The 23,039-nt window shown below is 71.1% G+C and carries 21 protein-coding genes, 1 tRNA gene and 1 pseudogene; 8 read left to right on the forward strand and 15 right to left on the reverse strand.

Translation table 11 applies throughout. The features are described 5' to 3' along the window. Window positions 1–40: 40 nt before the first annotated feature. Together ACFVDP_RS16775 and ACFVDP_RS16780 are read left to right on the forward strand one after the other, a co-directional pair. A complete protein-coding gene (locus ACFVDP_RS16775) occupies window positions 41–1,795 on the forward strand; it encodes a GAF domain-containing sensor histidine kinase (protein WP_383489861.1) in 1,755 nt (584 codons plus the stop codon). Between the two features lie 121 nt (window positions 1,796–1,916). After that, complete coding sequence (locus tag ACFVDP_RS16780; protein ID WP_383489864.1) at window positions 1,917–2,969, forward strand: M23 family metallopeptidase; 1,053 nt, start codon at window positions 1,917–1,919, stop codon at window positions 2,967–2,969. 27 nt (window positions 2,970–2,996) lie between these two features. Here ACFVDP_RS16780 and ACFVDP_RS16785 read toward each other — a convergent pair whose 3' ends face one another. From ACFVDP_RS16785 to ACFVDP_RS16820, 8 genes and pseudogenes are all read right to left on the reverse strand, one after another. Next, a complete protein-coding gene (locus ACFVDP_RS16785; protein WP_383489867.1) occupies window positions 2,997–3,878 on the reverse strand; it encodes a Cof-type HAD-IIB family hydrolase in 882 nt (293 codons plus the stop codon). 107 nt (window positions 3,879–3,985) lie between these two features. Beyond that, on the reverse strand, window positions 3,986–4,927 hold the full coding sequence (locus ACFVDP_RS16790) for an LLM class flavin-dependent oxidoreductase (protein WP_383489870.1): 942 nt from the start codon (window positions 4,925–4,927) through the stop codon (window positions 3,986–3,988). Window positions 4,928–5,068: 141 nt separating this feature from the next. Then, window positions 5,069–5,527, reverse strand: a complete 459-nt coding sequence (locus tag ACFVDP_RS16795; RefSeq protein WP_383489873.1) for a hypothetical protein — start codon at window positions 5,525–5,527, stop codon at window positions 5,069–5,071. A 45-nt stretch (window positions 5,528–5,572) separates the two neighbouring features. Then, the gene (locus tag ACFVDP_RS16800) at window positions 5,573–6,112 is read right to left on the reverse strand and encodes an RNA 2'-phosphotransferase (RefSeq protein WP_383489876.1); all 540 of its coding nucleotides are present in this window, start codon (window positions 6,110–6,112) and stop codon (window positions 5,573–5,575) included. 148 nt (window positions 6,113–6,260) lie between these two features. Beyond that, window positions 6,261–7,187, reverse strand: coding sequence for a MerR family transcriptional regulator (locus ACFVDP_RS16805; protein ID WP_383489879.1), 927 nt, complete (start codon window positions 7,185–7,187; stop codon window positions 6,261–6,263). A 52-nt stretch (window positions 7,188–7,239) separates the two neighbouring features. Continuing rightward, a pseudogene (locus ACFVDP_RS16810) lies at window positions 7,240–7,368 on the reverse strand (metal-dependent hydrolase); the annotation flags it as partial. Between the two features lie 11 nt (window positions 7,369–7,379). After that, window positions 7,380–9,161, reverse strand: coding sequence for an SDR family oxidoreductase (locus ACFVDP_RS16815; protein WP_383489882.1), 1,782 nt, complete (start codon window positions 9,159–9,161; stop codon window positions 7,380–7,382). Continuing rightward, a complete protein-coding gene (locus tag ACFVDP_RS16820) occupies window positions 9,161–10,003 on the reverse strand; it encodes a M24 family metallopeptidase (protein WP_383489885.1) in 843 nt (280 codons plus the stop codon). Before ACFVDP_RS16820 ends, ACFVDP_RS16815 begins: the two co-directional genes overlap by 1 nt. Before the next feature lie 297 nt (window positions 10,004–10,300). Between ACFVDP_RS16820 and ACFVDP_RS16825 the strand changes: the two genes are divergently transcribed. From ACFVDP_RS16825 to ACFVDP_RS16850, 6 genes are all read left to right on the forward strand, one after another. Then, window positions 10,301–11,341 (forward strand): ABC transporter ATP-binding protein, encoded by a 1,041-nt coding sequence (locus ACFVDP_RS16825; RefSeq protein ID WP_383489888.1) that lies wholly within the window; start codon window positions 10,301–10,303, stop codon window positions 11,339–11,341. After that, window positions 11,331–12,218: an ABC transporter permease subunit gene (locus tag ACFVDP_RS16830; RefSeq protein ID WP_383489890.1), complete on the forward strand. Its 888-nt coding sequence runs from the start codon at window positions 11,331–11,333 to the stop codon at window positions 12,216–12,218. Before ACFVDP_RS16825 ends, ACFVDP_RS16830 begins: the two co-directional genes overlap by 11 nt. Continuing rightward, complete coding sequence (locus ACFVDP_RS16835; protein WP_383489893.1) at window positions 12,215–13,126, forward strand: ABC transporter ATP-binding protein; 912 nt, start codon at window positions 12,215–12,217, stop codon at window positions 13,124–13,126. The genes ACFVDP_RS16830 and ACFVDP_RS16835 overlap by 4 nt, the downstream gene beginning before the upstream one ends. Before the next feature lie 20 nt (window positions 13,127–13,146). Then, window positions 13,147–13,866: an ABC transporter permease subunit gene (locus ACFVDP_RS16840; protein ID WP_383489895.1), complete on the forward strand. Its 720-nt coding sequence runs from the start codon at window positions 13,147–13,149 to the stop codon at window positions 13,864–13,866. 118 nt (window positions 13,867–13,984) lie between these two features. Then, window positions 13,985–14,194 (forward strand): hypothetical protein, encoded by a 210-nt coding sequence (locus ACFVDP_RS16845; RefSeq protein WP_383489898.1) that lies wholly within the window; start codon window positions 13,985–13,987, stop codon window positions 14,192–14,194. A gap of 265 nt (window positions 14,195–14,459) precedes the next feature. Then, window positions 14,460–14,547: transfer RNA gene (locus ACFVDP_RS16850), tRNA-Ser, on the forward strand. 146 nt (window positions 14,548–14,693) lie between these two features. Here ACFVDP_RS16850 and ACFVDP_RS16855 read toward each other — a convergent pair. The 7 genes from ACFVDP_RS16855 to ACFVDP_RS16885 form a co-directional block, all read right to left on the reverse strand. Next, the gene (locus ACFVDP_RS16855; protein WP_383489900.1) at window positions 14,694–15,521 is read right to left on the reverse strand and encodes an HAD family hydrolase; all 828 of its coding nucleotides are present in this window, start codon (window positions 15,519–15,521) and stop codon (window positions 14,694–14,696) included. 77 nt (window positions 15,522–15,598) lie between these two features. After that, complete coding sequence (gene serS, locus ACFVDP_RS16860; RefSeq protein WP_383489903.1) at window positions 15,599–16,870, reverse strand: serine--tRNA ligase; 1,272 nt, start codon at window positions 16,868–16,870, stop codon at window positions 15,599–15,601. 629 nt (window positions 16,871–17,499) lie between these two features. Continuing rightward, window positions 17,500–18,432 (reverse strand): prephenate dehydratase, encoded by a 933-nt coding sequence (gene pheA, locus ACFVDP_RS16865; RefSeq protein ID WP_383489906.1) that lies wholly within the window; start codon window positions 18,430–18,432, stop codon window positions 17,500–17,502. A gap of 66 nt (window positions 18,433–18,498) precedes the next feature. Further along, window positions 18,499–19,785, reverse strand: coding sequence for an iron uptake transporter deferrochelatase/peroxidase subunit (gene efeB / locus ACFVDP_RS16870; RefSeq protein WP_383489909.1), 1,287 nt, complete (start codon window positions 19,783–19,785; stop codon window positions 18,499–18,501). Window positions 19,786–19,792: 7 nt separating this feature from the next. Next, window positions 19,793–21,727 (reverse strand): copper resistance CopC/CopD family protein, encoded by a 1,935-nt coding sequence (locus ACFVDP_RS16875; protein WP_383489911.1) that lies wholly within the window; start codon window positions 21,725–21,727, stop codon window positions 19,793–19,795. Window positions 21,728–21,742: 15 nt separating this feature from the next. Further along, a complete protein-coding gene (locus ACFVDP_RS16880; protein ID WP_383489913.1) occupies window positions 21,743–22,234 on the reverse strand; it encodes a copper chaperone PCu(A)C in 492 nt (163 codons plus the stop codon). Next, window positions 22,231–22,887 (reverse strand): SCO family protein, encoded by a 657-nt coding sequence (locus tag ACFVDP_RS16885; protein ID WP_383490423.1) that lies wholly within the window; start codon window positions 22,885–22,887, stop codon window positions 22,231–22,233. Before ACFVDP_RS16885 ends, ACFVDP_RS16880 begins: the two co-directional genes overlap by 4 nt. Window positions 22,888–23,039: the final 152 nt, after the last annotated feature.

Raw genomic sequence — 23,039 nt, forward strand, 5'->3', positions numbered from 1 at the left:
CGACTTTCCTCGCGAAATATGACTAACTACTCTCAAGGTCATGGCAGCTCCCCCGGACCCCGCCGCGCCCGACGCCGACGCCGAATCCGATGGCGGCATCGACTCCGACGCCGCTGTTGCCGCGGCGGCCCTGGCCACCCGCGGTCTGCAAGGTCTGTCGGCCGAGCTGACCGCGCGCGTGCCGCAGCTTCTCGAAGCGATGCGGTCGGTGGGGACCGGCCTGGAGCTGCACTCCACCCTGGACCGGATCTGCGAGACGGCGGCCGAGCTGGCGGACGCCACGTACGCGGCGATCGGTGTCGTCTCGGAGAGCGGCGACGGGCTCTCCGACTTCGTCTACCACGGCGTCGACGCGGAGACCGCCGCGCGCATCGGGCGGCTGCCCGACGGGCACAAGGGGCTGCTCGGCGCGCTCATCCGCGACCCCGGGCCGGTGCGCCTCGCCGACCTCTCGGACGACCCGCGCGCGTGCGGCTTTCCCGCGCACCACCCGCCGATGCGGACGTTCCTGGGCGTCCCCATCCGCGTACAGGGGGAGATCTTCGGAAACCTCTATCTCACGGAGAAGCGCGGCGGCGGCGAGTTCAACGACTACGACCTGAACATGGTCCGGGTGCTCGCCACGGAGGCGGGCATCGCCATCGGCAACGCGCGCCTCTACGAAGCGGCCCGACAGCGCGAGCGGTGGATCGACGGATCGGTGGCCGTGACCACCGCGCTGCTCTCCGGGGGCGACGCCGACGACGCGCTCCAGGTGGTCGCCGAGCAGGCGCGCCAGCTGTCCGACTCGGCCGCCGGGATCGTGCTGCTGCCCGCGGAGGAGGGCGGCATGGAGATCGTCGCCGTCGCCTCCGACGGGCCCAGCGCCATGCTCGGCGTCGTCGTCCCGCCGGAGAGCGAGATCGTCGCCGAACTCCTCGACGGGCAGGCCGTTTTCATCGACGACGTGGCGAGTGACCCGCGCGTGATGACCAGATTCGCGAGCGGCTACGGACCGTCCATGATGCTGCCCCTGCAGAGCGACGGCCGCGTCCTGGGCACATTGGTGACGCCCCGCGCGCGTGGGGCGCGGCCGTTCACCGAGGCGGAGCGCACCCTCGCCACACAGTTCGCCTCGCAGGCCGCGCTCGCGCTGATGATGGCCGAGGCACAGCGCGACCGGGAGCGGCTCGCCGTCTTCGAGGACCGGGACCGGATCGCGCGCGATCTGCACGACCTCGTCATCCAGCGGCTCTTCGCCACCGGGATGATGCTGGAGACCGCGCAGCGCCGCTCCGTCGTGCCCGAGGTGCAGGCCGGGATCGGCAAGTCCGTCGACGAGCTCGACACCACCATCCAGGAGATCCGCACCGCCATCTTCGCCCTCCAGCAGGGTCCCGCCGAGGCGCCCTCGGGGCTGCGCACGCGCGTCCTGCGGGAGATCAACACGGCGTCCGTGCCGCTGGGCTTCAAGCCCTCGCACCGCTTCCTGGGGCCGGTCGACACGGTCGTCGGCGAACTCACCGGGAAGAACCTCATCGCGGCTCTGAGGGAGGCGCTCTCGAACGCGTTCCGGCACGCGCGTGCCGACCACATCGACGTCGTCGTGGACGCCGGCGTGACCCTGCCCGACGGGCGGCAGGGGGTGCGGCTGACGGTCGCCGACGACGGTGTGGGGATCCCCGAGGGCGGTCGGCGCAGCGGCCTGAAGAACCTCAAGAGGCGCGCGGAGTCGCTCGGTGGCGACAGTTGGTACGGGCCGGGGCTCGGGGACGACGGGGGCGGGACGACGGTGGTGTGGCAGGCGCCGCACTGAGCAACACAGGCAGGTCGGTCCCTGGTTCGGCGGTACGTTTCTGCGCCGTACGGGGCAAGGCGTACCCCGCCCGTACCAGTCCTGCGTGAGGGCGCGTGCGGGGCGGGTGACGATCCGGGACATGCGTCCAGGACCCCGCCGCTCCAGCCGCTCGCTCGTCGTACCTGCGCTGTTGTTCTGCCTGCTTGTCGCCCTGGGCGGCACGCCCGCGCTCTCCGCGGGGGCGGAGGGCCCGGAGCCGAGCGCCGAGGTGGCCCGCCTTCTCGAGGAGGCGTCGGCGGCCTCGCTCCACTACGAGCAGGGGCGCAGGGCGGCGGCCGTCCAGCAGGCGCGGGCGCGGAGGCTGGAACGGCTGCTCGCGCGGGAGCGGCGCGAGATCGCCGCGCTCCACGACGACCTCGGCCGGATCGCCCGGGCCCAGTACCGCAGCGGCGGCGACATCCCGCTCACGGCGCAGATGCTGCTCAGTGACCGCCCCGAGGAGCTGATGCACGGTCAGCGCGCGGTGTGGCAGGCCGACCTGGCGGTGAACAACGCCGTGGAGAAGAGCCGGCGGGCCGAGCTGCGGCTGGCGGCGGGGCAGCGCACGGCGGCGGCCGCGTGGCACTCCCTCCGGGCGCGCAATGTGCGCCTCGCGCGTCTCAAGGAGAGCATCGGGACGAAGCTGGAATCGGCCCGGGCGCAGTTGCAGAGCGAGGCCGACGGGTCGGTCGCGGCAGGGCAGTGCCGCGGTCCCGTACGGCTGCGTCAGCCGAAATTCCGCACTACGCGCGCGTGGCTGCCTCCGGTGGCGTCGTACCAGCTGTCCGCGGGCTTCGACAGCGCGGGCGCGCACTGGGCGCACCGGCACACCGGGCAGGACTTCGCGGTCGGCATCGGCACCCCGGTGCGGGCGGCCGGGGCCGGGCGGGTGGTGAGCGTGTCCTGCGGCGGCGGCTTCGGCATCGAGGTCGTCGTGCGCCACCCCGGCGCCTACTACACGCAGTACGCGCATCTGGCGGCCGCCGCCGTCGACCAGGGGGAGAAGGTCGCGGCGGGCCAGTGGCTCGGGCAGGCCGGCACCACCGGCAACTCGACGGGACCGCACCTGCACTTCGAGGTGCGGCTCACGCCGTATCTGGGGTCGGGGATCGACCCCGTGAAGTGGTTCGCCGAGCGGGGCGTCAGGCTGTAGCGCCGTCCGGACGACGGGACCGGGGCGTCAGGCTGTGGCGCGGGCGGCCAGCAGCTCCTCGATGACGCGGGCGACGCCGTCCTCGTTGTTGGTCCCCGTCACGCCCGTCGCGGCGGTGAGCACGTCGGGGTGCGCGTTGCCCATCGCGTAGGACCTGCCCGCCCACGCGAGCATCTCCATGTCGTTGGGCATGTCGCCGAACGCGACGACGTCCGCCGCTGAGATGCCGCGCTCTTGGCAGCACAGTTCGAGCGTGCTCGCCTTGGAGACCGTGCGTGCGCTGATCTCCAGCAGGGCGCTCGGGCTGGAGCGGGTGACGGCCGCCAGGTCGCCGACCGCGGTGCGGGCCAGCGTCAGGAACGCGTCCGGGCCGAGCTCGGGGTGGAACGCGAGCAGCTTGAGAACCGGCTGGTCGGCGACGTCCGGACCGGCGAAGTCCTCGGCGAGCAGCTTCTCCGCTGGGGCGACGCTCTCCCCCGGCTCCACGTGCAGCGGGGGATACGTCGGCTCGTGGTGCAGGCCACCGGTCCGCTCGACCGCGAACGAGGTGCCGGGCGCCGCGGCGCGCAGGATCCGGACGACCTCCAGGGCGTCCGGGACCGTCAGCTCGCGGATCTTGACGAAACGATGCTTCCCGGGGCCGCCGTGCAGATCCACGACGGCCGCGCCGTTGCCGCAGATCGCCAGGCCGTGGCCGTGGACGTGGTCGCTGACGACGTCCATCCAGCGAGCGGGCCGGCCGGTCACGAAGAAGACCTCGATCCCCGCCTCCTCGGCGGCGGCGAGCGCGGCGACCGTCCGCGGGGAGACGGTCTTGTCGTCGCGCAGCAGCGTGCCGTCGAGGTCCGTGGCGATCAGCCGGGGCGCGGAGAGGGCCGGGATCCGGGGCCCTGGAGTCGATGAGGTCACCGCCCCATCGTCGCGCATATGCGCGCACGGCCGTGCGGCGGGGCGCGCAGATGAGTACCCTGCCGGCCCACGGGCCCCACCGGGCCCATGGCGTCACGGCATCGGTTTCAGCCGAGCTGGGCGAGCGCCTCGGTGGCGATCCGCTCGAAGGTCTTCTGGTCGGCGGCGAAGGGAGTCTCCGGGATCGGCCAGTGCACGACGATCTCGGTGAAGCCCAGCTCCCGGTGGGTGCCGGCGAAGTCCACGAAGGCCTCCACGGACTCCAGCGGACCGGTCCGGTCCGGGGTGAATCCGGTGAGCAGGATCTTGTCGAGCTCGGCCACGTCCCGGCCGATGGCCTCGCAGGCCGCACCGAGCTTCTCGACCTGTCCGCGAATGGCCTGAATCGACTGCTCGGGTGTGCCCGTCTCGAAGAGTTTCGGGTCGCCGGTGGTCACCCAGGCCTGACCGTGGCGGGCGGCCAGCTTGAGGCCGCGCGGCCCGGTGGCGGCCACCGCGAAGGGCAGCCGGGGGCGCTGCACACAGCCCGGGATGTTCTGCGCGCCGCCCGCCGAGTAGAAGTCGCCGTCGTACGAGACGGTGTCCTCGGTGAGCAGCCGGTCCAGGAGCGGCACGAACTCGGCGAACCGGTCCGCACGCGCGCGCGGGGACCACGGTTCCTGTGCGCTGTGGGCGAGGGCGGTCGCGTCGAAGCCGGTGCCGCCCGCGCCGATGCCCAGCGTGATCCGGCCGCCGGAGATGTCGTCGAGGGAGATCAGTTCCTTGGCGAGGGTGACCGGGTGGCGGAAGTTCGGCGAGGTCACGAGGGTGCCCAGGCGCAGCCGCTCGGTGGCCGTGGCGGCGGCGGTCAGGGTGGGGATCGCGCCGAACCACGGCCCGTCGCGGAACGGCACGCGCCAGGACAGGTGGTCGTACGTGTAGGCGGTGTGGAAGCCGAGTTCCTCGGCGCGCACCCATGTCTCGCGGGCGCCCTCGTGCCAGCGGCGGTGGGGCAGGATCACGGTGCTCAGGCGGAGCGGAGGCTGGGGCGTGCGGGCCTTGTCGGTCATGCTTGTGAGCGTATGCGCAGCGCTGGGCCCGTGCTCGGGGGGTGTGCGGGGGTACGGACGGGGTGGGTGCCGGGCCGTGGGTGCGGCCGGGCGGAGCGCCGGGCCGTGGCCGGGCGGGGTGCTGTCACGCGGGCACGGCGGTCAGCGCACGCGGCTGCTCAGCCACCGGGTGAGGCCGATCATCGGCAGGAACTCCTTGTACGTGCGGTCGCCGGGCAGCGGCACGACGAGCCGGTAGCCGGGCGGGAAGCGCCGGCCGCGGACGTGGGCGAGGCCGCTGTGGCAGGACCGCAGGAACGCCGGGACCTCGTCGCGCGGTATGTCGTGGAACTCGACGCCCTCGACCGTGATCCGCGCGTCGCCCTCGGGGAAGAGCCGCACGTCGATGCGGGGTGTGCCGCCCAGTTCCACGTAGGCCTCGTGGGGCAGCGAGCCGTTGGGGTCGGTGGTGACGCCCATTCCCGCGTGGCTGCGGCGGGAGGTCCGGTCCGCGCCGATGTCGTGCGTGACCTCGATCTCCAGGTTGAGCTCACGGGCGACCTCGCGCAGGGCGGCGACGGCCTGCTCCGTGGTGGACAGGTGGGGAAACGAGTGGTCCATACCCATTGATGATGCCTCTGCGGGCCCTGAGGTTGCGCCGGTCCGTCAGGAGAAGCGCAGATAGCGCGGGGGAACGGCCGCGGTGAGCCAGACGCCGTTGGCACTCAGGTGGAAGACGTGGCCGTCGCGGTGCATCGCGCCCGCGTCCACCGGCAGCACGACCGGGCGGCCTCGCCGGGCGCCGACGCGGGTGGCGGTCTCGCGGTCCGCCGACAGGTGCACGTCGTGCCGGTCCATGGGGCGCAGGCCCTCGGCGCGGATCGCGTCGAGGAAGCGGGCGACGGTGCCGTGGTACAGGTACGCGGGCGGCTCGGCCGGGGCGAGCCCCAGGTCGACGTCGATGGTGTGGCCCTGGTTGGCGCGGATCCGGGTGCCGTCGATCGTGAAGCGCTGCTTGTCGTTCGTGGTGACGACGTGGTCGAGCTCGGCGCGGGTGATCCGGAACCGGTGCGCGGCCGTGGCGGCGAGCAGGTCGTCGATCTCCACCCAGCCCGCGTCGTCGGGTGCGAGACCGAGGCGCTCGGGCTGGTGGCGCAGGTGTTTCGAGAGGTACTTCGACACCTTCACGGTGCGTTGTTCATCCATGGCGTCAGGGTGCCGGACGGTCCGCCAAATCTCTCTCGGATTTTCTGGCTCGCATGTTTGATCCACAAGCAAGTCCAGTTATCCACAGGGTAATTGACGAATCTGTGGACAACTGACTTACAGAACGCCCGACTTGAGCAACAAAGTCTTATTCGTTGTGACTTGCCGTCAATGCGTCCAATGTCCGCGCTTGTACCTCGCGTTGGGCGGCCGCCGCGACGAACGCCGACACGTTTTCCGCCCCAACGAGCGCGCTGACGGCCCGCATTGTCTCCGACGGCACGGCGACGGACTGCGGTTCGTCGGCAGGTGGAGCGACCGGTCCCGCGGACAGATGCCGATGCAGATGACGGGTCGCGAACAACCGCATGGCCCGCGCCAGTTCGGCATCCACCGACTGCTGCGCGAGCGGCCGCAGGCGACGGACCAGCGCGGCGGCCTCGGCCGCTTCGGCGTCGGTCGGCGGCTGCGGACCGAGATAGCGCGCGAAGACGTGCTCGGTGGTGAACTCCAGGAAACGCGCCGCTATATGTTCCACCTGTCCCCTCAACTCCCGCAGATGGCTGGAGATCGCCGACAGCGGCACACCGGCGGCGTACAACTCGACCGCAACGGAGAGCTCTTGGGGGCTCGGGACGAGGAACTCGTCGTCGCTGTCCGGTGCGCGCTCCAGCACACCCAGCTCGATGGCGTCCCGCACGGCGGCCTCGTCGGGGTCGCCGCCGAACCGCTCGTCGAGCTCGGCCCGGGTGATGCGGCCCGCCCGCTCGTCCGTCCACGGCTTGTCGACCTCGGCGACCAGGCCGAGGACGCCGCCGAGGCCGCGCCCCGCGTCCCACGCCTCCAGGAGTTCCTTGATGGAGGCCAGCGTGTAGCCCCGGTCGAGGAGATCGGCGATCTGGCGCAGCCGGGCCAGATGCGTGTCCGTGTACACATTGGCGCGGCCGCGGCGCTCGGGGCGCGGCAGCAGTCCGCGGTCCTGATAGGCGCGGATCGTGCGGACCGTGGCACCGCTGTGGTGGGCCAGGTCCTCGATCCGGTACTCGGCGGCCGGCTGTCCCGCTCGCTCCGTCACACCCCACGTCCCTCGGTCGTACCCGGTCACTCGGCGGAAGGCCCCGGTCCGCTCACGCGACGGCCATACGCGGCGCACCCTCCTTCGAGGGATGGTACGACCGGCGCAGACGGCGGGGTATGGCCGCACCCAGGTCGTGCCAGGCGGGCAACAGGCCCTCGCGCACCGCCTGGCTGTGCTCCGCCGCCCCGCTCACAGCGGGGGCTCCAGCCGTGCCACGGCACGCAGGGCCCTGGGGGTGAAGCGCGACATCAGGTGGGCGCCGCGGGCCTCCGGGGTGACCGGGACGACCGCCTTGTTGTGCACGACGGCGGCGAGGATCGCGTCGGCGACCTTCTCCGGCGGGTAGTTGCGCAGGCCGTACAGGCGTGAGGACTTCTTCTGCCGGCGCTCCTCCTCGGCGCTGTCGGCGCCGACGAACCGGGCCGTCGACGTGATGTTCGTGTTCACCAGGCCCGGGCAGATCGCGGAGACGCCGATGCCCTGCCCGGCCAGCTCCGCGCGCAGGCACTCGCTGAGCATCAGGACCGCGGCCTTGGAGGTGGAGTAGGCGGGCAGCGCCTTGGAGGGCTGGTACGCGGCCGCGGACGCGGTGTTCACGATGTGGCCGCCCTGCCCGCGCTCGGCCATCTGCCCGCCGAACAGCCGGCAGCCGTGGATCACCCCCCACAGGTTCACGTCCAGGACCTTCTTCCAGTCCTCGGGGGTGGTGTCGAAGAACGAGCCGGACAGGCCGATCCCCGCGTTGTTCACCAGAACGTCGACCACTCCGTACTCGGCGGCGACCTTCTCGGCGAGCTTCTCCATCGCCTGCGCGTCGGCGACGTCGACGACCTCCGCCCATGCCTCGGGGGCCCCGATGAGCCGTGCCATCTCGGCGGTGCGTGTGGCGCTCTCGGCGTCCCGGTCGACGGCGATCAGCCGCGCGCCCGCCTCGGCGAACGCGAACGCGGTGGCCCGCCCGATCCCGCTGCCCGCCCCGGTGACGAGCACCAGCTGACCGCCGAACCGCTCCGCGTACTTGCCGTCGGCCTGCTTCTGCTGCGCGGGCACCCCGCCCTCCTGCTCCTCGGTCGCGGTGACGAACTCGCCGATCCAGGCGGTGAGCTGGTCGGGCCGGGTGCGCGGCACCCAGTGCTTGGCGGGCAGCGTGCGGCGGGTCAGCTGCGGCGCCCACTGCTCCAGCTGGTCGTACAGGCTCGGCGACAGGAAGGCGTCGCCGAGCGGCGTGATGAGCTGCACGGGCGCGTGCGCGTACGCGTCCTCGCGCGGGTGGCTGAGCCGCGGCCGGACGTTGTCCCGGTAGAGCCAGGCGCCGTGCGCGGCGTCCGAGGGCAGTGACGCCGTCGGATAGTCACCGGCCGGGACCCGCTCCATGCGCTCCAGGATCTTCGGCCAGCGCCTGCCGAGCGGCCCGCGCCAGGCCAGCTCCGGCAGTACGGGCGTGTGCAGCATGTACACGTACCAGGACTTGGCGCCCTGTCCGAGCAACTGGCCGACCTTGCGCGGTGTGGGCCGCTTCATGCGCTGCTTGATCCAGTGCCCGAAGTGGTCGAGGGACGGGCCCGACATCGAGGTGAAGGAAGCGATCCGGCCCTCGGTGCGCCGCACCGTGACGAACTCCCACGACTGCACCGAACCCCAGTCGTGCCCCACCACATGGACCGGCCGGTCGGGGCTCACCGCGTCGATGACCGCCACGAAGTCGTCGGTCAGCTTCTCCAGGGTGAAGCCGCCGCGCAGCGGCTTCGGCGCGGTGGAGCGCCCGTGGCCGCGGATGTCGTAGAGCACCACGTGGAAGCGGTCCGCGAGGCGCGTGGCGACCTCCGACCAGACCTCCTTGGAGTCGGGATAGCCGTGCACGAGCACGACGGTCGGCCGTGCCGTGTCGCCCAGCTCCACGACGCACAGCTCGACGCCGCCCGTGTGCACCAAGCGCTCGCGCGCGCCGTGGATCGTCGTCAGGTCCGTCATCAGATGCCCTCCGCCCAGCGCCGCACGTGCGGCAGATCGTCGTCCAGCCAAAAGGCGCTCTCCTCGGGGTCCGCGGAGTCCGTGACCACGAGGATCTCCTCGAACTTGGCGCCCGTCCCCCGGAATCCGAGGTGGGGTTCCACCGCCCACAGGCCGGGCTGCGGCGGGTGGTCGGAGAACCGGTACGGCGACCACAGCGGCGACCAGCCGTCCCGGTGTCCGTGCAGCGCGTCGCTCGCGAGGCCCTTGAGCGACTGGGTGCCGAAGCCGAAGAGCGTCGGGTTGAGGCGGCGCTCCCTGACCCGGTCGACCTTGTGCGCGATCACGCCGAACGGATAGGCACGGTGCCGGTTCGCATACCCCTGGCGCACCATCAGCCGGTCGACGCTCTCGTAGATCTCCCGCAGCGGGCGCCGCTCGCGGACCTCGCGCAGGAGCAGCTCGCGGTGCGCCTCCAGATCGGCGAGCAGCTTGTCGTGCAGGGGATTGAGCCCGAGACAGCCCGAGTAGCCGATGTCCGCCGTGTATCCCTTGAAGACCGGGGCCATGTCGAGGATGAACGGCATCCCCGCCTCCAGCCTGCGGTTCGTGGGGAAGAACTGCAGCGGTACCCGGAAGTTCACGAACGCCGTGCGGTCCCCGAACCAGGCGAAGGGCAGATGGAACCAGTCCCGCACCCCGCGCTCGCGCAGCCACTCCCGCTGCATCCGCGCCGCCTCGCGCTCGGTCACCCCGGGCTTCAGCTGCGCCGCGACGGCTTCCGCGCACTCGTACGCGAGCGTCTGCACTTCCCTGAACCCCCGCAGCTCCGCCGAGAGTTCACGTACCACGCTTGAGGTCATGCCACCGTCCGTCCGTGTCACGGCCACCCGGACCCGGTGAGGGGGGCCGTCGCCGTACGCGCTCGTAACTTGACACTGATGAATGTGACAATGGCTGACGGCGACGTCAAGGGGCCTGCGCACATCTGTGGACAACCTCCGGGTTGTGGACAACGCCGCTCCCCGGGGCGGGTGAACGCCCCGGGCCCGAGGGGCTACTCGGGGATGACCCCTACGGACCCGTAATACTCAGGTCTCATACGAGGTCGACACCCTGGTCTGACGTCTCGTGTGGCGTGCGCCACTACCTTCGAAGACGTGACTGTGATCGCGACAGAAAGCCTGAGCAAGCGGTTCCCACGGGTGACCGCGCTTGACCGGCTGACCATGGACATCGGGCCCGGAGTGACCGGGCTCGTGGGTGCCAATGGAGCCGGCAAGTCCACCATGATCAAGATCCTGCTGGGTCTGTCCCCGGCGACGGAGGGCCGTGCCGAGGTGCTCGGGCTCGACGTCGCGACGAAGGGTGCCGAGATCCGCGAGCGGGTCGGGTACATGCCGGAGCACGACTGCCTGCCGCCCGACGTCTCGGCCACCGAGTTCGTCGTCCACATGGCGCGCATGTCCGGCCTGCCGCCCACCGCGGCGCGCGAGCGCACGGCGGACACGCTGCGCCACGTCGGCCTGTACGAGGAGCGCTACCGCCCCATCGGCGGCTACTCGACGGGCATGAAGCAGCGCGTGAAGCTGGCCCAGGCCCTCGTCCACGACCCGCAGCTGGTCTTCCTGGACGAGCCGACGAACGGCCTGGACCCGGTCGGCCGCGACGACATGCTCGACCTGATCCGTCGGGTGCACAGCGACTTCGGCATCTCGGTGCTCGTCACCTCGCACCTGCTCGGCGAGCTGGAGCGCACCTGCGACCACGTCGTCGTCATCGACGGCGGCAAGCTGCTGCGCTCCAGCTCCACGACTGACTTCACCCAGTCCACGGCGACGCTCGCGATCGAGGTCACCGACAGCGACGAACATCCGGACGGGACCGGCGCGTTGCGCGAGGCGTTCGCCCGGCGCGGCATCGAGACCAGCACCGGCGGCGAGCTGCCCGGCGCCGGCCACACGGTGCTCATCACCGCGCAAGGAGACGAGACGTACGACATCGTGCGCGACGTCGTCGCCGACCTCGGCCTGGGCCTCGTCCGCATGGAGCAGCGCAGGCACCACATCGCGGAGGTCTTCCGGCCCACGGCCGAGGCCGCGACCGGGGCCGCCGCCGAGGAGCCGGTCACCGAGCGCGCCGCGGCCTGGGCCGCCACCGCCGCCGCACAGCAGACGGGAGGCCCGCGCGATGAGCGTTGAGCCCTTGAGCACCCAGATCCACAACATCGGCTACCGCCACTACGACGGCCCGCGCCTGGGCCGCGCCTATGCCCGGCGCTCGCTCTTCTCGCAGAGCCTGCGCGGCGCGTACGGCCTGGGCCGCTCGGCCAAGTCGAAGGTGCTGCCGATGCTGCTCTTCGTCGTGATGTGCGTCCCCGCGCTGATCATGGTCGCAGTCGCCGTCGCCACCAAGGCGAAGGACCTCCCGCTCGACTACACGCGCTACGCGATCGTCCTCCAGGCGGTGATCGGCCTCTACGTCGCCTCCCAGGCACCCCAGGCCGTCTCCCGCGACCTGCGCTTCAAGACGGTCCCGCTCTACTTCTCGCGCCCCATCGAGCGCGTCGACTACGTGGCGGCGAAGTACGCGGCCATGGCGTCCGCCCTGTTCATCCTCACGGCGGCGCCGCTGATCGTCCTCTACGTGGGCGCTCTGCTCGCCAAGCTCGACTTCACCGACCAGACCAAGGGATTCGGCCAGGGACTGGTGTCCGTGCTGCTGCTGTCGCTGCTCTTCGCCGGGATCGGCCTGGTCGTCTCCGCCATCACCCCGCGCCGCGGCTTCGGCATCGCCGCCGTCATCGCCGTCCTGACCATCTCCTACGGAGCGGTCTCCACGGTCCAGGCGATCGCGGACGCGCAGGACAACGGCGGCGCGGTGTCCTGGCTCGGACTGTTCTCCCCGATCACCCTCATCGACGGCGTACAGACCGCCTTCCTCGGGGCCACGTCCGCCTTCCCGGGAGTGCACGGCCCCTCCGCAGGCCAGGGCGTGGTCTATCTGCTCGTCGTCCTCGGACTCATCGCCGGCTCCTACGGCCTGCTGATGCGCCGCTACCGGAAGGTCGGACTGTGACCGCCATCGAAATCGACCACGTCTCCCGGTGGTTCGGCAACGTCGTCGCCGTCAACGACGTGACGATGACCATCGGCCCCGGCGTCACCGGCCTCCTCGGGCCGAACGGGGCGGGAAAGTCCACGCTGATCAACATGATGGGCGGCTTCCTCGCCCCGTCGAACGGGACGGTCACGCTCGACGGCCAGGCGATCTGGCGCAACGAACAGATCTACCGCCACATCGGCATCGTCCCCGAGCGCGAGGGGATGTACGACTTCCTCACGGGAAGCGAATTCGTCGTGGCCAACGCCGAGTTGCACGGCCTCGGTAAGAAGGAGGCGCAAGCGGCGCTCGCCACGGTCGAGATGGAGTACGCGCAGGACCGCAAGATCTCGACGTACTCCAAGGGCATGCGGCAGCGCGTGAAGATGGCCTCCGCACTCGTCCACAACCCGTCGGTGCTGCTCCTGGACGAGCCGTTCAACGGCATGGACCCGCGGCAGCGCATGCAGCTGATGGACCTGCTGCGGCGCATGGGCGGCGAGGGCCGCACGGTGCTGTTCTCCTCGCACATCCTCGAAGAGGTCGAGCAGTTGGCCTCCCACATCGAGGTGATCGTCGCCGGCCGGCACGCGGCCAGCGGTGACTTCCGCAAGATCCGCCGCCTGATGACCGACCGGCCGCACCGCTATCTGGTCCGCTCCAGCGACGACCGGGCCCTGGCGGCCGCGCTGATCGCGGACCCGTCGACGGCCGGTATCGAAGTCGACCTGAAGGAAGGCGCGTTGCGCATCCAGGCCGTCGACTTCGGCCGGTTCACGGCGCTGCTGCCGAAGGTCGCGCGGGAGCACGGCATCCGCCTGCTCACCGTCTCGCCGTCCGACGAGTCCCTCGAGTCCGTCTTCTCTTATCTGGTCGCGGCCTAGTCACGGCACAGGAGGCCCTGATGTACGACCCCACTGTCGCCCGGCTCACCTACCGGGCCCTGCTCGGCCGCCGCCGGGCCCTCATCCTCTTCGCGCTGCCCCTGCTGCTCATCGTGATCTCCGGCCTGGTCCGCGGGCTCACCGGAGCCGACGACCAGACCGCCGCCGACGTGCTCGGCGGGTTCGCGCTCGCCACGATGGTGCCGCTGATCGGCGTCATCGCGGGCACCGGCGCGATCGGCCCCGAGATCGACGACGGCTCGGTCGTCTATCTGCTCTCCAAGCCGGTCAAGCGGCCCACGATCATCTTCACCAAGCTGATCGTCGCCGTCGCCGTGACCATGGTGTTCTCGGCCGTACCGACACTGATCGCGGGCCTGATCCTGAACGGGAACGGGCAGCAGATCGCCGTCGCCTACACGGTCGCCGCGCTCGTGGCCTCGATCGCGTACGCCGCGATCTTCCTGCTGCTCGGCACGGTCACCCGGCACGCGGTCGTCTTCGGCCTCGTGTACGCCCTCGTCTGGGAGGCGCTCTTCGGCTCGCTGGTCGCCGGGGCACGCACGCTCAGCGTCCAGCAGTGGTCCCTCGCCGTCGCCCACAAGGTGACCGGCGGCGACCTCGTCACCTCGGACGTCGGGCTGCCGCTCGCGACGGTGCTGCTGGTGGGCGTCACCGTGCTGGCGACCTGGTACGCGGGGCAGAAGCTGCGGTCGCTGACGCTGGCGGGGGAGGAGTAGGCCCGGCCCCGCTCCGGTCTTCACGCCGCTTTCACCCTCCCACTTGCACACTGGTGGGAGGGTGCGCCGTCCGATATGTACCCGTCACCCTGATACGACACCCGAGGAGGGACCCGCCATGGCCGCCGATCACGACGCCTGGGACGACGTGGTCCTGGATGCCGACTTCATACGCGACGCGGAGACGGCCGAGCCGTCCGCGCGGGCCCGCATGCTCACGGCCCGGTGGAGCAGGGAAGCCCCCGAGCCGGAGCCCTGGCGGTCCGACAAGCCTCCGGCGGGATGGTTCTTCAGCAAGGCGCGGCGCAGGAAGTGGCGCCGCCGGTGATCAGCGGCCATTAATTCGGTGGCGGTGAACCGGGCGGCGGAGCACAGTAGTTGTGTCACCGCGCCGGTTCCGCTCGGACACCGGCGCCCGTCCACTGGGAGAGGAGCGCGACGATGTTGATCAGTAGTCCGTCGAGCTCCCGACAGGGCAGCCCGAGGCGGGTTCCGGAGTAGTCACTGCACTCCGTCGAACCCTGCCCCTGGGGGCGCTGCCCGGGGCGGCCGCTTCGAGCACGCGCCCTCTGCGGCGCGTGGGCCGCCCACCCGGAGGATTGGCCGAGTGGTAAGGCAGCGGCTTGCTAAGCCGTCGTCGGGGTTGGTAGCCCCGCGCGCGTTCGATCCGCGCATCCTCCGCAAGTACGCTGCGCCGGTTTGGCCGGTGCGTTGGCAGGCCTGCGGCCTGCTTGTGGCTGCTAGCCGTTGGCGGTCCCGGTTGGTTGCCGAGTGCGCGTCGTGTGTGGTTGCTCGCGCAGTTCCCCGCGCCCCTGGCGGGGCGGGGATCAGGCCCCCAGCAGGCGCTCCAGCACCACCGCGATGCCGTCGTCCGCGTTGGACGTCGTCACCTCGTCGGCGACGGCCTTGAGCTGGCTGTGGGCGTTGGCCATCGCCACGCCGTGGGCCGCCCAGCCGAACATCGGGATGTCGTTGGGCATGTCGCCGAACGCGATGGTTTCCGCGGCCTTCACGCCCAGCCGGCGGGCCGCCAGCGACAGGCCCGTGGCCTTCGACAGGCCCAGCGGAAGCAGCTCCACGATGCCCTCGCCCGCCATCGTGACGCCCACCAGATCGCCGGCCGTCGCGAGCGCGACCTCCGCGAGCTGGTCGTCGGTGAGGCCGGGGTGCTGCACGTACACCTTGTTCAGCGGCGCCGCCCACAGCTCGGAGACGTCCGTGAAGGGGATGGCCGGGAGGTGTCCCTCGCCCACCTCGTAGCCGGGGCCGACGATGACCTCGCCGTCGAGCCCGTCCCGGCTGGCGGCGAGCGCCAGCGGGCCGAGCTCCGCCTCGATCTTGGAGAGCGCGAGGCCCGCCAGTTGCCGGTCGAGCGTCACGGACGTGAGCAGCCGGTGCTCCCCCGCGTGGTACACCTGCGCGCCCTGGCCGCACACCGCGAGTCCCTCGTAGCCGAGGTCGTCGAGGATGTGGCGGGTCCAGGGCACCGCCCTGCCGGTCACGACGATGTGCGCGGCGCCCGCCGCGGTCGCCGCGAGGAGTGCCTCACGCGTGCGCTCGGAGACGGTCTCGTCGGGCCGCAGGAGCGTTCCGTCGAGGTCCGTCGCGACGAGCTTGTACGGGAAGGCGGGGGCGGGGGGAGCGGGGTGACTCACGTGGCGTTCGGCTCCAGGCTGTACAGGTGTGCAGGTGCGGGCCGCCGCGGAGTGCCGCGGCCCGCCGGGGTCTGCGCTTACTTGGGGTCCAGGGTGGTGCGTCCCCCAAGGTACGGGCGGAGCATCTCCGGGACCCGTACCGAACCGTCGGCCTGCTGGTGGTTCTCCAGGATCGCGACGATGGTGCGCGGGACGGCGCACAGCGTGCCGTTCAGCGTCGACAGCGGCTGCACCTTCTTGCCGTCGCGCATCCGGATGGACAGGCGGCGCGCCTGGAAGCCGTTGCAGTTCGAGGCCGAGGTCAGCTCGCGGTACTTGCCCTGGGTCGGGATCCACGCCTCGCAGTCGAACTTGCGCGAGGCCGAGGAGCCGAGGTCACCGGTGGCGACGTCGATCACCTGGAACGGCAGCTCCAGGGCGGTCAGCCACTGCTTCTCCCACTCCAGGAGCCGCTGGTGCTCGTTCTCCGCGTCGTCGGGGTGGACGTACGAGAACATCTCGACCTTGTCGAACTGGTGCACGCGGAAGATGCCGCGGGTGTCCTTGCCGTACGTGCCGGCCTCGCGGCGGAAGCACGGCGAGAAGCCGGCGTAGCGCAGCGGCAGCTGGTTCGCCTCGATGATCTCGTCCATGTGGTACGCGGCGAGCGGGACCTCGGAGGTGCCGACCAGGTAGTAGTCGTCCTTCTCCAGGTGGTACACGTTCTCCGCGGCCTGGCCGAGGAAGCCGGTGCCCTCCATGGCGCGCGGGCGCACCAGGGCGGGGGTCAGCATCGGCGTGAAGCCGGCCTCGGAGGCCTGCGCGATCGCCGCGTTGACCAGCGCCAGCTCGAGGAGGGCGCCGACGCCGGTGAGGTAGTAGAAGCGCGAGCCGGAGACCTTCGCGCCGCGCTCGACGTCGATGGCGCCGAGCGACTCGCCGAGCTCCAGGTGGTCCTTGGGCTCGAAGCCCTCGGCGCCGAAGTCGCGGATCGTGCCGTGCGTCTCCAGGACGACGAAGTCCTCCTCGCCGCCGCGCGGGACGTCGGGGTGCACGATGTTCCCCAGCAGGAGAGCGAGGCGCTGGGACTCCTCCTCGGCCTCGCGCTGCTCGGCCTCGGCCGCCTTCACGGCGGCGGACAGCTCGCCCGTCTTCTTCAGCAGCTCCTGGCGCTCCTCGGGGGAGGCCTTGGGGATCAGCTTGCCGAGCGTCTTCTGCTCGTTGCGGAGTTCGTCGAAGCGGAGCCCGGACGACCTGCGCCGCTCGTCGGCGGACAGGACGGAGTCGACGAGCGCGACGTCCTCTCCACGGGCGCGCTGGGAGGCGCGAACACGGTCGGGGTCCTCACGGAGCAGGCGAAGGTCAATCACCCCTCCAGGCTACCGGTGCGCGGTTCCGGCCCACGACCCGATATCCGATGCGTTGCTTTATGCCCTATTTGCCGGAATGTGAATTACGGGCGGAAGTGGCACGTAAAAAGCCGCCGCACGGCATGCGGCCGTGCGTCAATAAAATCAGCCGCTTTCCCCGGAAGGAGGCATGTGGCCTGCACTCCTTGACCCGACTCCCTTGTGGGGAGCGGGACTTGGGAGCGGGTTGTCCACAGGAATGTGTGATCCCGGCGGGTTATCCACAGGCTGTGAGAAAGAACTGTGGATGACGGAAGTGATCGTTCCGAAAGCCGCATGCATCGCGAAAGATTCCCTACCCAAACCCGCTCCATGTTCACTTTCGGGTGGAAACGCTTCACTCCAAAGAGTTGATCAAGGGAAAAGAGTGGACGAGGGGTGACGTGCGGGGTTGTGGACGATCTTGGGTGCTGTAGGGCGATTTGTCGACCATGCGGCACCTTCCTGTCGACTTGTCCCCAGGTCGAGAAGGTCACCTGTGGATAACTCTTGTGGATGAAGAAAATCTGCAGGTAGGACCGGGTGCGGCAACAGTAAAGAGCCGGACCCGGCGGTGGAGAACCCGGATCCGGCTGCGCGGGCCCGGGACTCTAGAAGCGGCCGTCCTGGCAGCGCGCCAGCCAGTCCGACGCCGCCACGAACTCGCCGTCCGACGTCCCCGTACGCGGCTCCCGTACCTCGGAGACCGCGACGCCCGCCCGCGGGTACGAGCCGAGGAAACGGACCTGCGGGCACGCCCGCTTCAGGCCCATCAGCGCCTCGGCGACCCTGCGGTCGGAGATGTGCCCCTCCGCGTCGATCGCGAAGCAGTAGTCGCCGATGCCCTTCCCCGTCGGCCGGGACTGCAGCAGCATCAGGTTGACGCCGCGGATGGAGAACTCCTGGAGCAGCTCCATCAGCGCACCGGGATGGTCCTCGCGCTGCCAGATGACGACCGACGTCTTGTCCGCGCCGGTCGGGGCCGCGGGCCGGGCCGGGCGGCCGACGAGCACGAACCGGGTCTGCGCGTTCTCCGCGTCGTGGATCTCCGTGACCAGCGGTTCGAGCCCGTACGTGGAGGCCGCGAACGCGCCGGCGAACGCGGCGTCGAACCGGCCCTCCCGTACGAGCCGTGCCCCGTCCGCGTTCGACGCCGACGACTCCCAGGTCACGTCGGGCAGGTGGGCCTGCATCCACTTGCGGACCTGCGGCTGCGCGGCCGGGTGCGCGGTGACCGTCTTGATGTCGCCGAGCTTCGTGCCTGGCCGCACGAGCAGCGCGAAGGTGATGTCGAGCAGCACCTCGCGGTAGATCATCAGCGGTGCGCCCGCGACCAGCTCGTCGAGCGTGGTGGTGATGCCGCCCTCGACGGAGTTCTCGATCGGCACGAACGCGGCCTCGGCCTCGCCGCTGCGGACCGCGTCCAGCGCGGCCGGGACCGACACCACGGGCAGGAGCTCCCGGGTGGCCGCCTCGGGGAGCGTGCGCAGGGCGACTTCGGTGAAGGTGCCCTCGGGACCGAGGTACGCATAGCTGGCTGGCATGAGGTCACCCTAATGGGGCCCGGCCCCGCCCGGCTCAGGGAAGCGTCACCCCTCCGGCAACGAGCGTCACCCCTCCAGCAACGCCTGTCCCACGTACCCGCCCTTGTCCGCGCCGCCCGGCACCGCGAACAGTCCGCTCGCCTCGTGCCGGATGAACGACGACAGCGCGTCGCCCCGGTCGAGCTTGCGCTGCACGGGGACGAAGCCGCGCAGCGGATCCGCCTGCCAGCAGACGAAGAGCAGGCCCGCGTCCGGGACGCCGTCCGCGTCGATGCCGTCGTGGAAGGAGAACGGCCGGCGCACCATCGCGGCCCCGCCGTTCTGGTCGGGGCGGCTGATGCGGGCGTGGGCGTTGAGCGGGACGACCAGGTCGCCGTTCGCATCCGTCTTGTCGAGCTTCATCTCACTGGTCTCGGTGCCGCCGGTCAGCGGGGCGCCCGTCGACTTCTTGCGCCCGATGACGGCCTCCTGCGCCGTCGTCGACAGCTTCTCCCAGTCGTCGAGGAGCATCCGGATGCGGCGGACCACGGCGTACGAGCCGTGTGCCATCCAGGCCGGGGACTGCGCGGAGCCCGACGCCGGCACGAAGATCCGCTTGTCGAAGTCGGACTCGGACGGCTTGGGATTGTCGGTGCCGTCGATCTGGCCCATCAGATTGCGGGCCGTCATCGGCTGGGCGGTTGCGCCCGGCGAACGATTGAAGCCGTTCATCTGCCAGCGGACCTTGGCCGCCGCCCCCGCGTCCTTCTGGATCGCGCGCAGGGCGTGGAAGGCGACGAGCCCGTCGTCGGCGCCGATCTGCACCCACAGGTCGCCGTTGCTGCGCGCCTTGTCGAGGTGGTCGGAGAAGAAGTCGGGCAGCGGATCCAGGGCGCCCGGGCGCTGCTTCTCCAACCCCGTACGGGAGAAGAAGCTGTGCCCGAAACCGAAGGTGACGCTGAGGGACGACGGGCCCGCGTCGCGGGCGACATCGGTGTCGCCGGACGTCATCGGCTCGCCCGCCATCAGCCGCTCGGCCGTCGCCGACCAGCGGCGCAGCAGCGCGGCGGCCTCCTTGCGGCCCGCGCCCGCCGCCAGGTCGAAGGCGACGAGATGGCCGCGGGCCTGCATCGGAGTGGTGATGCCGGGCTGATGTTTCCCGTGAAACATCACCGCGTCGGCACCGAGCGACGTCAACGCCGTCGGCTGCTCGGGGGAGTTCGAGGACGCCACGGCGTATCCCGCGCCCGCGCCGACGGCGCCCAGAGCGACGCCGGTCGCGCCCGCCGTGCCGATCAGCCGGCGCCGGGTGATGCCGGAGGTCGGCGCGGGGGTTCCGGTACGGCTCTCGGAGTCAGCCTGGATGTCAGCCATGGGTGGTTCAGCCGATCTTCGCGTTCTTGGAGACAGTGATCTGATCGATGTCCGAGGTGCGCACAGTCACCTCGATCTTCCAGTCGCCGGCCACCGGGATCTGCACGCCGCTCGCGCTCCAGTGTCCCGTGGCGATGCGGTCGGGCGTCACGGCGAGCGGCCCGATGTTCTTCGCCTTCAGGGTGAAGGCGACCTTCACCTCGGGGACGTCGAAGCCCTTGCCGTTCGGCCGCTGTACGTAGACGTGCATGGTGTTGTCGCCGGTGCGGCCGGGATCGATGTCGAGCAGCACCGTGCCCTTGCCGTCCTCGCCGCCGGTGTCGAACGGCACCTTGAGGGAGAGCGGCCCGGACTGTGTCTGCGCGGCCGAGGTGGCGGACTTGGCCTCCTCCTCGGTGCGGCCCGGCTCGGTGGAGGTCAGCACCGTGGTGACGGCCAGCAGCACGACCGCGACGCCCGCCTCGGCGAGCACCGAGCGCCGCAGGCCGAAGCGGTGCGGGTCGGCGTCGCGGGTGCGCTTCTCGCGGGCGGTGGTCATCGCGGCGCGCTGCCGGGCGAGTTGGGCGGCGCGCCGGGGATCGTCGCCGCGGCCCCCCGCGGCGACGGAGACCGGCTCCTTCTCCTCGACCTTCTCCTCGGTCTTCTCGGAGTCGGACACGGCCTCTCCGGACGCGGCCTCCTCGGCCTCTGCGGACGCGGCCTCGGGAGCGGCCGTCGCGGAGATCCGGCCGGTCCACCGGCGGGAGATCCCGGCGATGCCGACGAGCACGGCGACGAGCCCGATCTTGACCAGGAGCAGCTGCCCGTACGTCGTCCCGGTCAGCGCCGACCACGAGCCGACCTGCCGCCACGACTGATACAGACCGGTGGCGGCGAGCACCACGACGCTGCAGAAGGCGACGCGTGAGAACCGGCGCACCGCCGACGCCTCGATCGAGGGCGCCCGGTACAGCGCGACGAGCAGGGTCGTCAGCCCGCCGAGCCAGGCCGCGACGGCCAGCAGATGCAACACGTCGACGGGCATAGCGAGCCCCGCCTGGATGCCGGTGGAGGCGTGCTCCGCCATCGCCCAGGTGGCGCCGAGCCCGGCGGCGACGACCGCGCCGCCGACGGCGAGACCGAAGGTGAGGTCCTTGATCTCCTTCTTGTCACCGTCCTCGGCCCGCTTCACATAGGCGCCGAACAGCACGGCGATGAAGAGCGCCGCCGCCGCGAGCAGCAGCAGCCGGGAGGTGAGCGCGGCGCCCGACTTGGTCTGCAGGACCTGGCTGAGCAGCGTCATGTCGAAGATGTCGCCGACCTTGCCGGACCCCGTGTAGGAGCCGCGCATCAGGAGCAGGGCGAGGGTGGCCGCGGTGAGCGCGGTCCAGCCGCCGACCACGACCCGCTGCACCGGCTTGATCGCGGCCCCGCGCGGCCAGCAGGCGAGCACGAACGCGGCGCCGCCGACGAGCAGCACGAAGCCCGCGTACGAGACGTAGCGCCCGACGCCGTAGAGCGTGCCGACGACTCCCCCGCCCGCGTTCTGGTCGGCGATCACGGCGGAGGTCTTGGAGGGGGCGCCGATGGAGAACGTATAGGCGCCCGAGACGGGGTGGCTGTCGGCCGAGACGACCTGGTAGGCGACGGTGAACGTGCCGTCGGGCAGTCCCGCGTGCAGGCCCACCGTGTAGGTCGTGCCCTTCGGATGGCCGACCTTGCCGTTGTCGACGCGCTTGCCCGACGGGTCGAGCACGCGCACCGCGCCGCTCGACATGGCGACTTCTTCGGAGAAGGTCAGGGAGACCTGCTTCGGCGCCTGCTGGACCACCGCTCCCTGCCCGGGGTCGCTCCCGGTCAGCGCGGCGTGCGCGGACGCGGGGGCGGCACCGGCCAGGAGCGCGCCGGTGACGGCGAGAAACAGCAGTATCAGGTGCCGGAAGCGGGGAGCGATGGTCTTCACGTACGGGTCAGCCCCTCACTGAGACGAATGAGACGCGTGCGACGACGAGGTGGACGAAGCGGCGGACGGGTTGTAGGTGGCGGCCTTCACCGGGAACCGGACCTCGACGGTCCCGGACTCGGCGAAGTGGAGCTTCACCGTCACCTTGTCGCCTTCCTTCGGCTTTCGCTTGAGGTTCTCGAACATGAGGTGATTGCCACCCCGTTCGAAGTCCAGCGTGCCGTCGGCGGGCACGGCGAAGGACTCCTGCTCGCGCATGACGCCGTTCTTGGTGCTGTGCATGGTCACGTCGCCGGCGACGGAGCTGCTCACCGAGGTGAGGGTGTCGGCGGCGCCGCCGTTGTGGACGACGAAGAACCCGGCCGCCATGTCGCCGGACGCGGGCTCGGGGATGAACGCGTCCTCGACCTTCACGTCCGGCTTGCCGGAGGACGAGCCGCCGCACCCGGCGAGCGCGAGCCCGGACGCGAGCACCACGGCGCCGAGCGCCAGCGGGGCCCGCCTCACGGCTTCGCGCCCTGGACCAGCTTGGGCAGGTCCTTGGTGTAGTCGTCGGCGGTGGCGTCCTCGCCGTACAGGACGTACCCGGCGTCGGTCTTCGGCGAGAACGCGATGACCTGCGTGCCGTGCATCGACACGAGCTTGCCGTTCTTGTCCTTCTGCGTCGGCTCGATGGAGATGCCCATCGTGCGGGCGCCGCCCTGAATGGTGGCGAAGTCGCCGGTCAGGCCGATGAAGTCGGGGTCCTGCGCCTTGAGCCACTTGCCGAGCACGGCCGGGGTGTCCCGGTCCGGGTCGGTCGTGACGAAGACGACCTGGAGCTTCTTCTGCTCGGCGGCCGACAGGGACTTCTTGGCGACGGCGAGGTTGCTCATCGTCAGCGGGCAGACGTCGGGGCAGTGCGTGTAGCCGAAGTAGATCAGCGTCGGCCTGCCCTTGGTCCGCTCCCGCAGGTCGAACTTCTTGCCGTGGGTGTCGGTGAGGACCAGGTCCGGCTTCTCGAAGGGCTTGTCGAGGACGGTCGCGGCCTTCTGCGAACCGGCCTCGGCGGACACCTCGGTCACCGGCTTGTCGCCGCCGTCACCGCTGCCGCAGGCGGTCAGTGTGAGAGCGGCCGCCGAGACCAGACCGGCGACGGCGAACAGGGTCTTCTTGCTCATCTTCATGGTCGTGCGCATACAAGTATGTCCTGGTTGTGAGGGGGCCGGGGGGGGGGGGGGGGGGGGGCCCCCCCCCCCCCCCCCCCCCCCCCCCCCCCTCTTTTTTTTCCCACCACCCCCCCCCCGGCCCCACCCCCCCCCCCCCCCCCCCC

This window comes from Streptomyces sp. NPDC057694, from assembly GCF_042799415.1.
In the GTDB taxonomy this organism is placed as follows: Bacteria; Actinomycetota; Actinomycetes; order Streptomycetales; family Streptomycetaceae; genus Streptomyces.

Bases quoted from the DNA above. Each gene is read 5' to 3' on its own strand.
- ACFVDP_RS16775 (WP_383489861.1), top strand. From the start codon at position 41: ATGGCAGCTCCCCCGGACCCCGCCGCGCCCGACGCCGACGCCGAATCC.
- ACFVDP_RS16780 (WP_383489864.1), top strand. From the start codon at position 1,917: ATGCGTCCAGGACCCCGCCGCTCCAGCCGCTCGCTCGTCGTACCTGCG.
- ACFVDP_RS16790 (WP_383489870.1), bottom strand. From the start codon at position 4,927: ATGACCGACAAGGCCCGCACGCCCCAGCCTCCGCTCCGCCTGAGCACC.
- ACFVDP_RS16795 (WP_383489873.1), bottom strand. From the start codon at position 5,527: ATGGACCACTCGTTTCCCCACCTGTCCACCACGGAGCAGGCCGTCGCC.
- ACFVDP_RS16800 (WP_383489876.1), bottom strand. From the start codon at position 6,112: ATGGATGAACAACGCACCGTGAAGGTGTCGAAGTACCTCTCGAAACAC.
- ACFVDP_RS16815 (WP_383489882.1), bottom strand. From the start codon at position 9,161: ATGACGGACCTGACGACGATCCACGGCGCGCGCGAGCGCTTGGTGCAC.
- ACFVDP_RS16820 (WP_383489885.1), bottom strand. From the start codon at position 10,003: ATGACCTCAAGCGTGGTACGTGAACTCTCGGCGGAGCTGCGGGGGTTC.
- ACFVDP_RS16830 (WP_383489890.1), top strand. From the start codon at position 11,331: ATGAGCGTTGAGCCCTTGAGCACCCAGATCCACAACATCGGCTACCGC.
- ACFVDP_RS16840 (WP_383489895.1), top strand. From the start codon at position 13,147: ATGTACGACCCCACTGTCGCCCGGCTCACCTACCGGGCCCTGCTCGGC.
- ACFVDP_RS16845 (WP_383489898.1), top strand. From the start codon at position 13,985: ATGGCCGCCGATCACGACGCCTGGGACGACGTGGTCCTGGATGCCGAC.
- pheA (WP_383489906.1), bottom strand. From the start codon at position 18,432: ATGCCAGCCAGCTATGCGTACCTCGGTCCCGAGGGCACCTTCACCGAA.
- efeB (WP_383489909.1), bottom strand. From the start codon at position 19,785: ATGGCTGACATCCAGGCTGACTCCGAGAGCCGTACCGGAACCCCCGCG.
- ACFVDP_RS16885 (WP_383490423.1), bottom strand. From the start codon at position 22,887: ATGAGCAAGAAGACCCTGTTCGCCGTCGCCGGTCTGGTCTCGGCGGCC.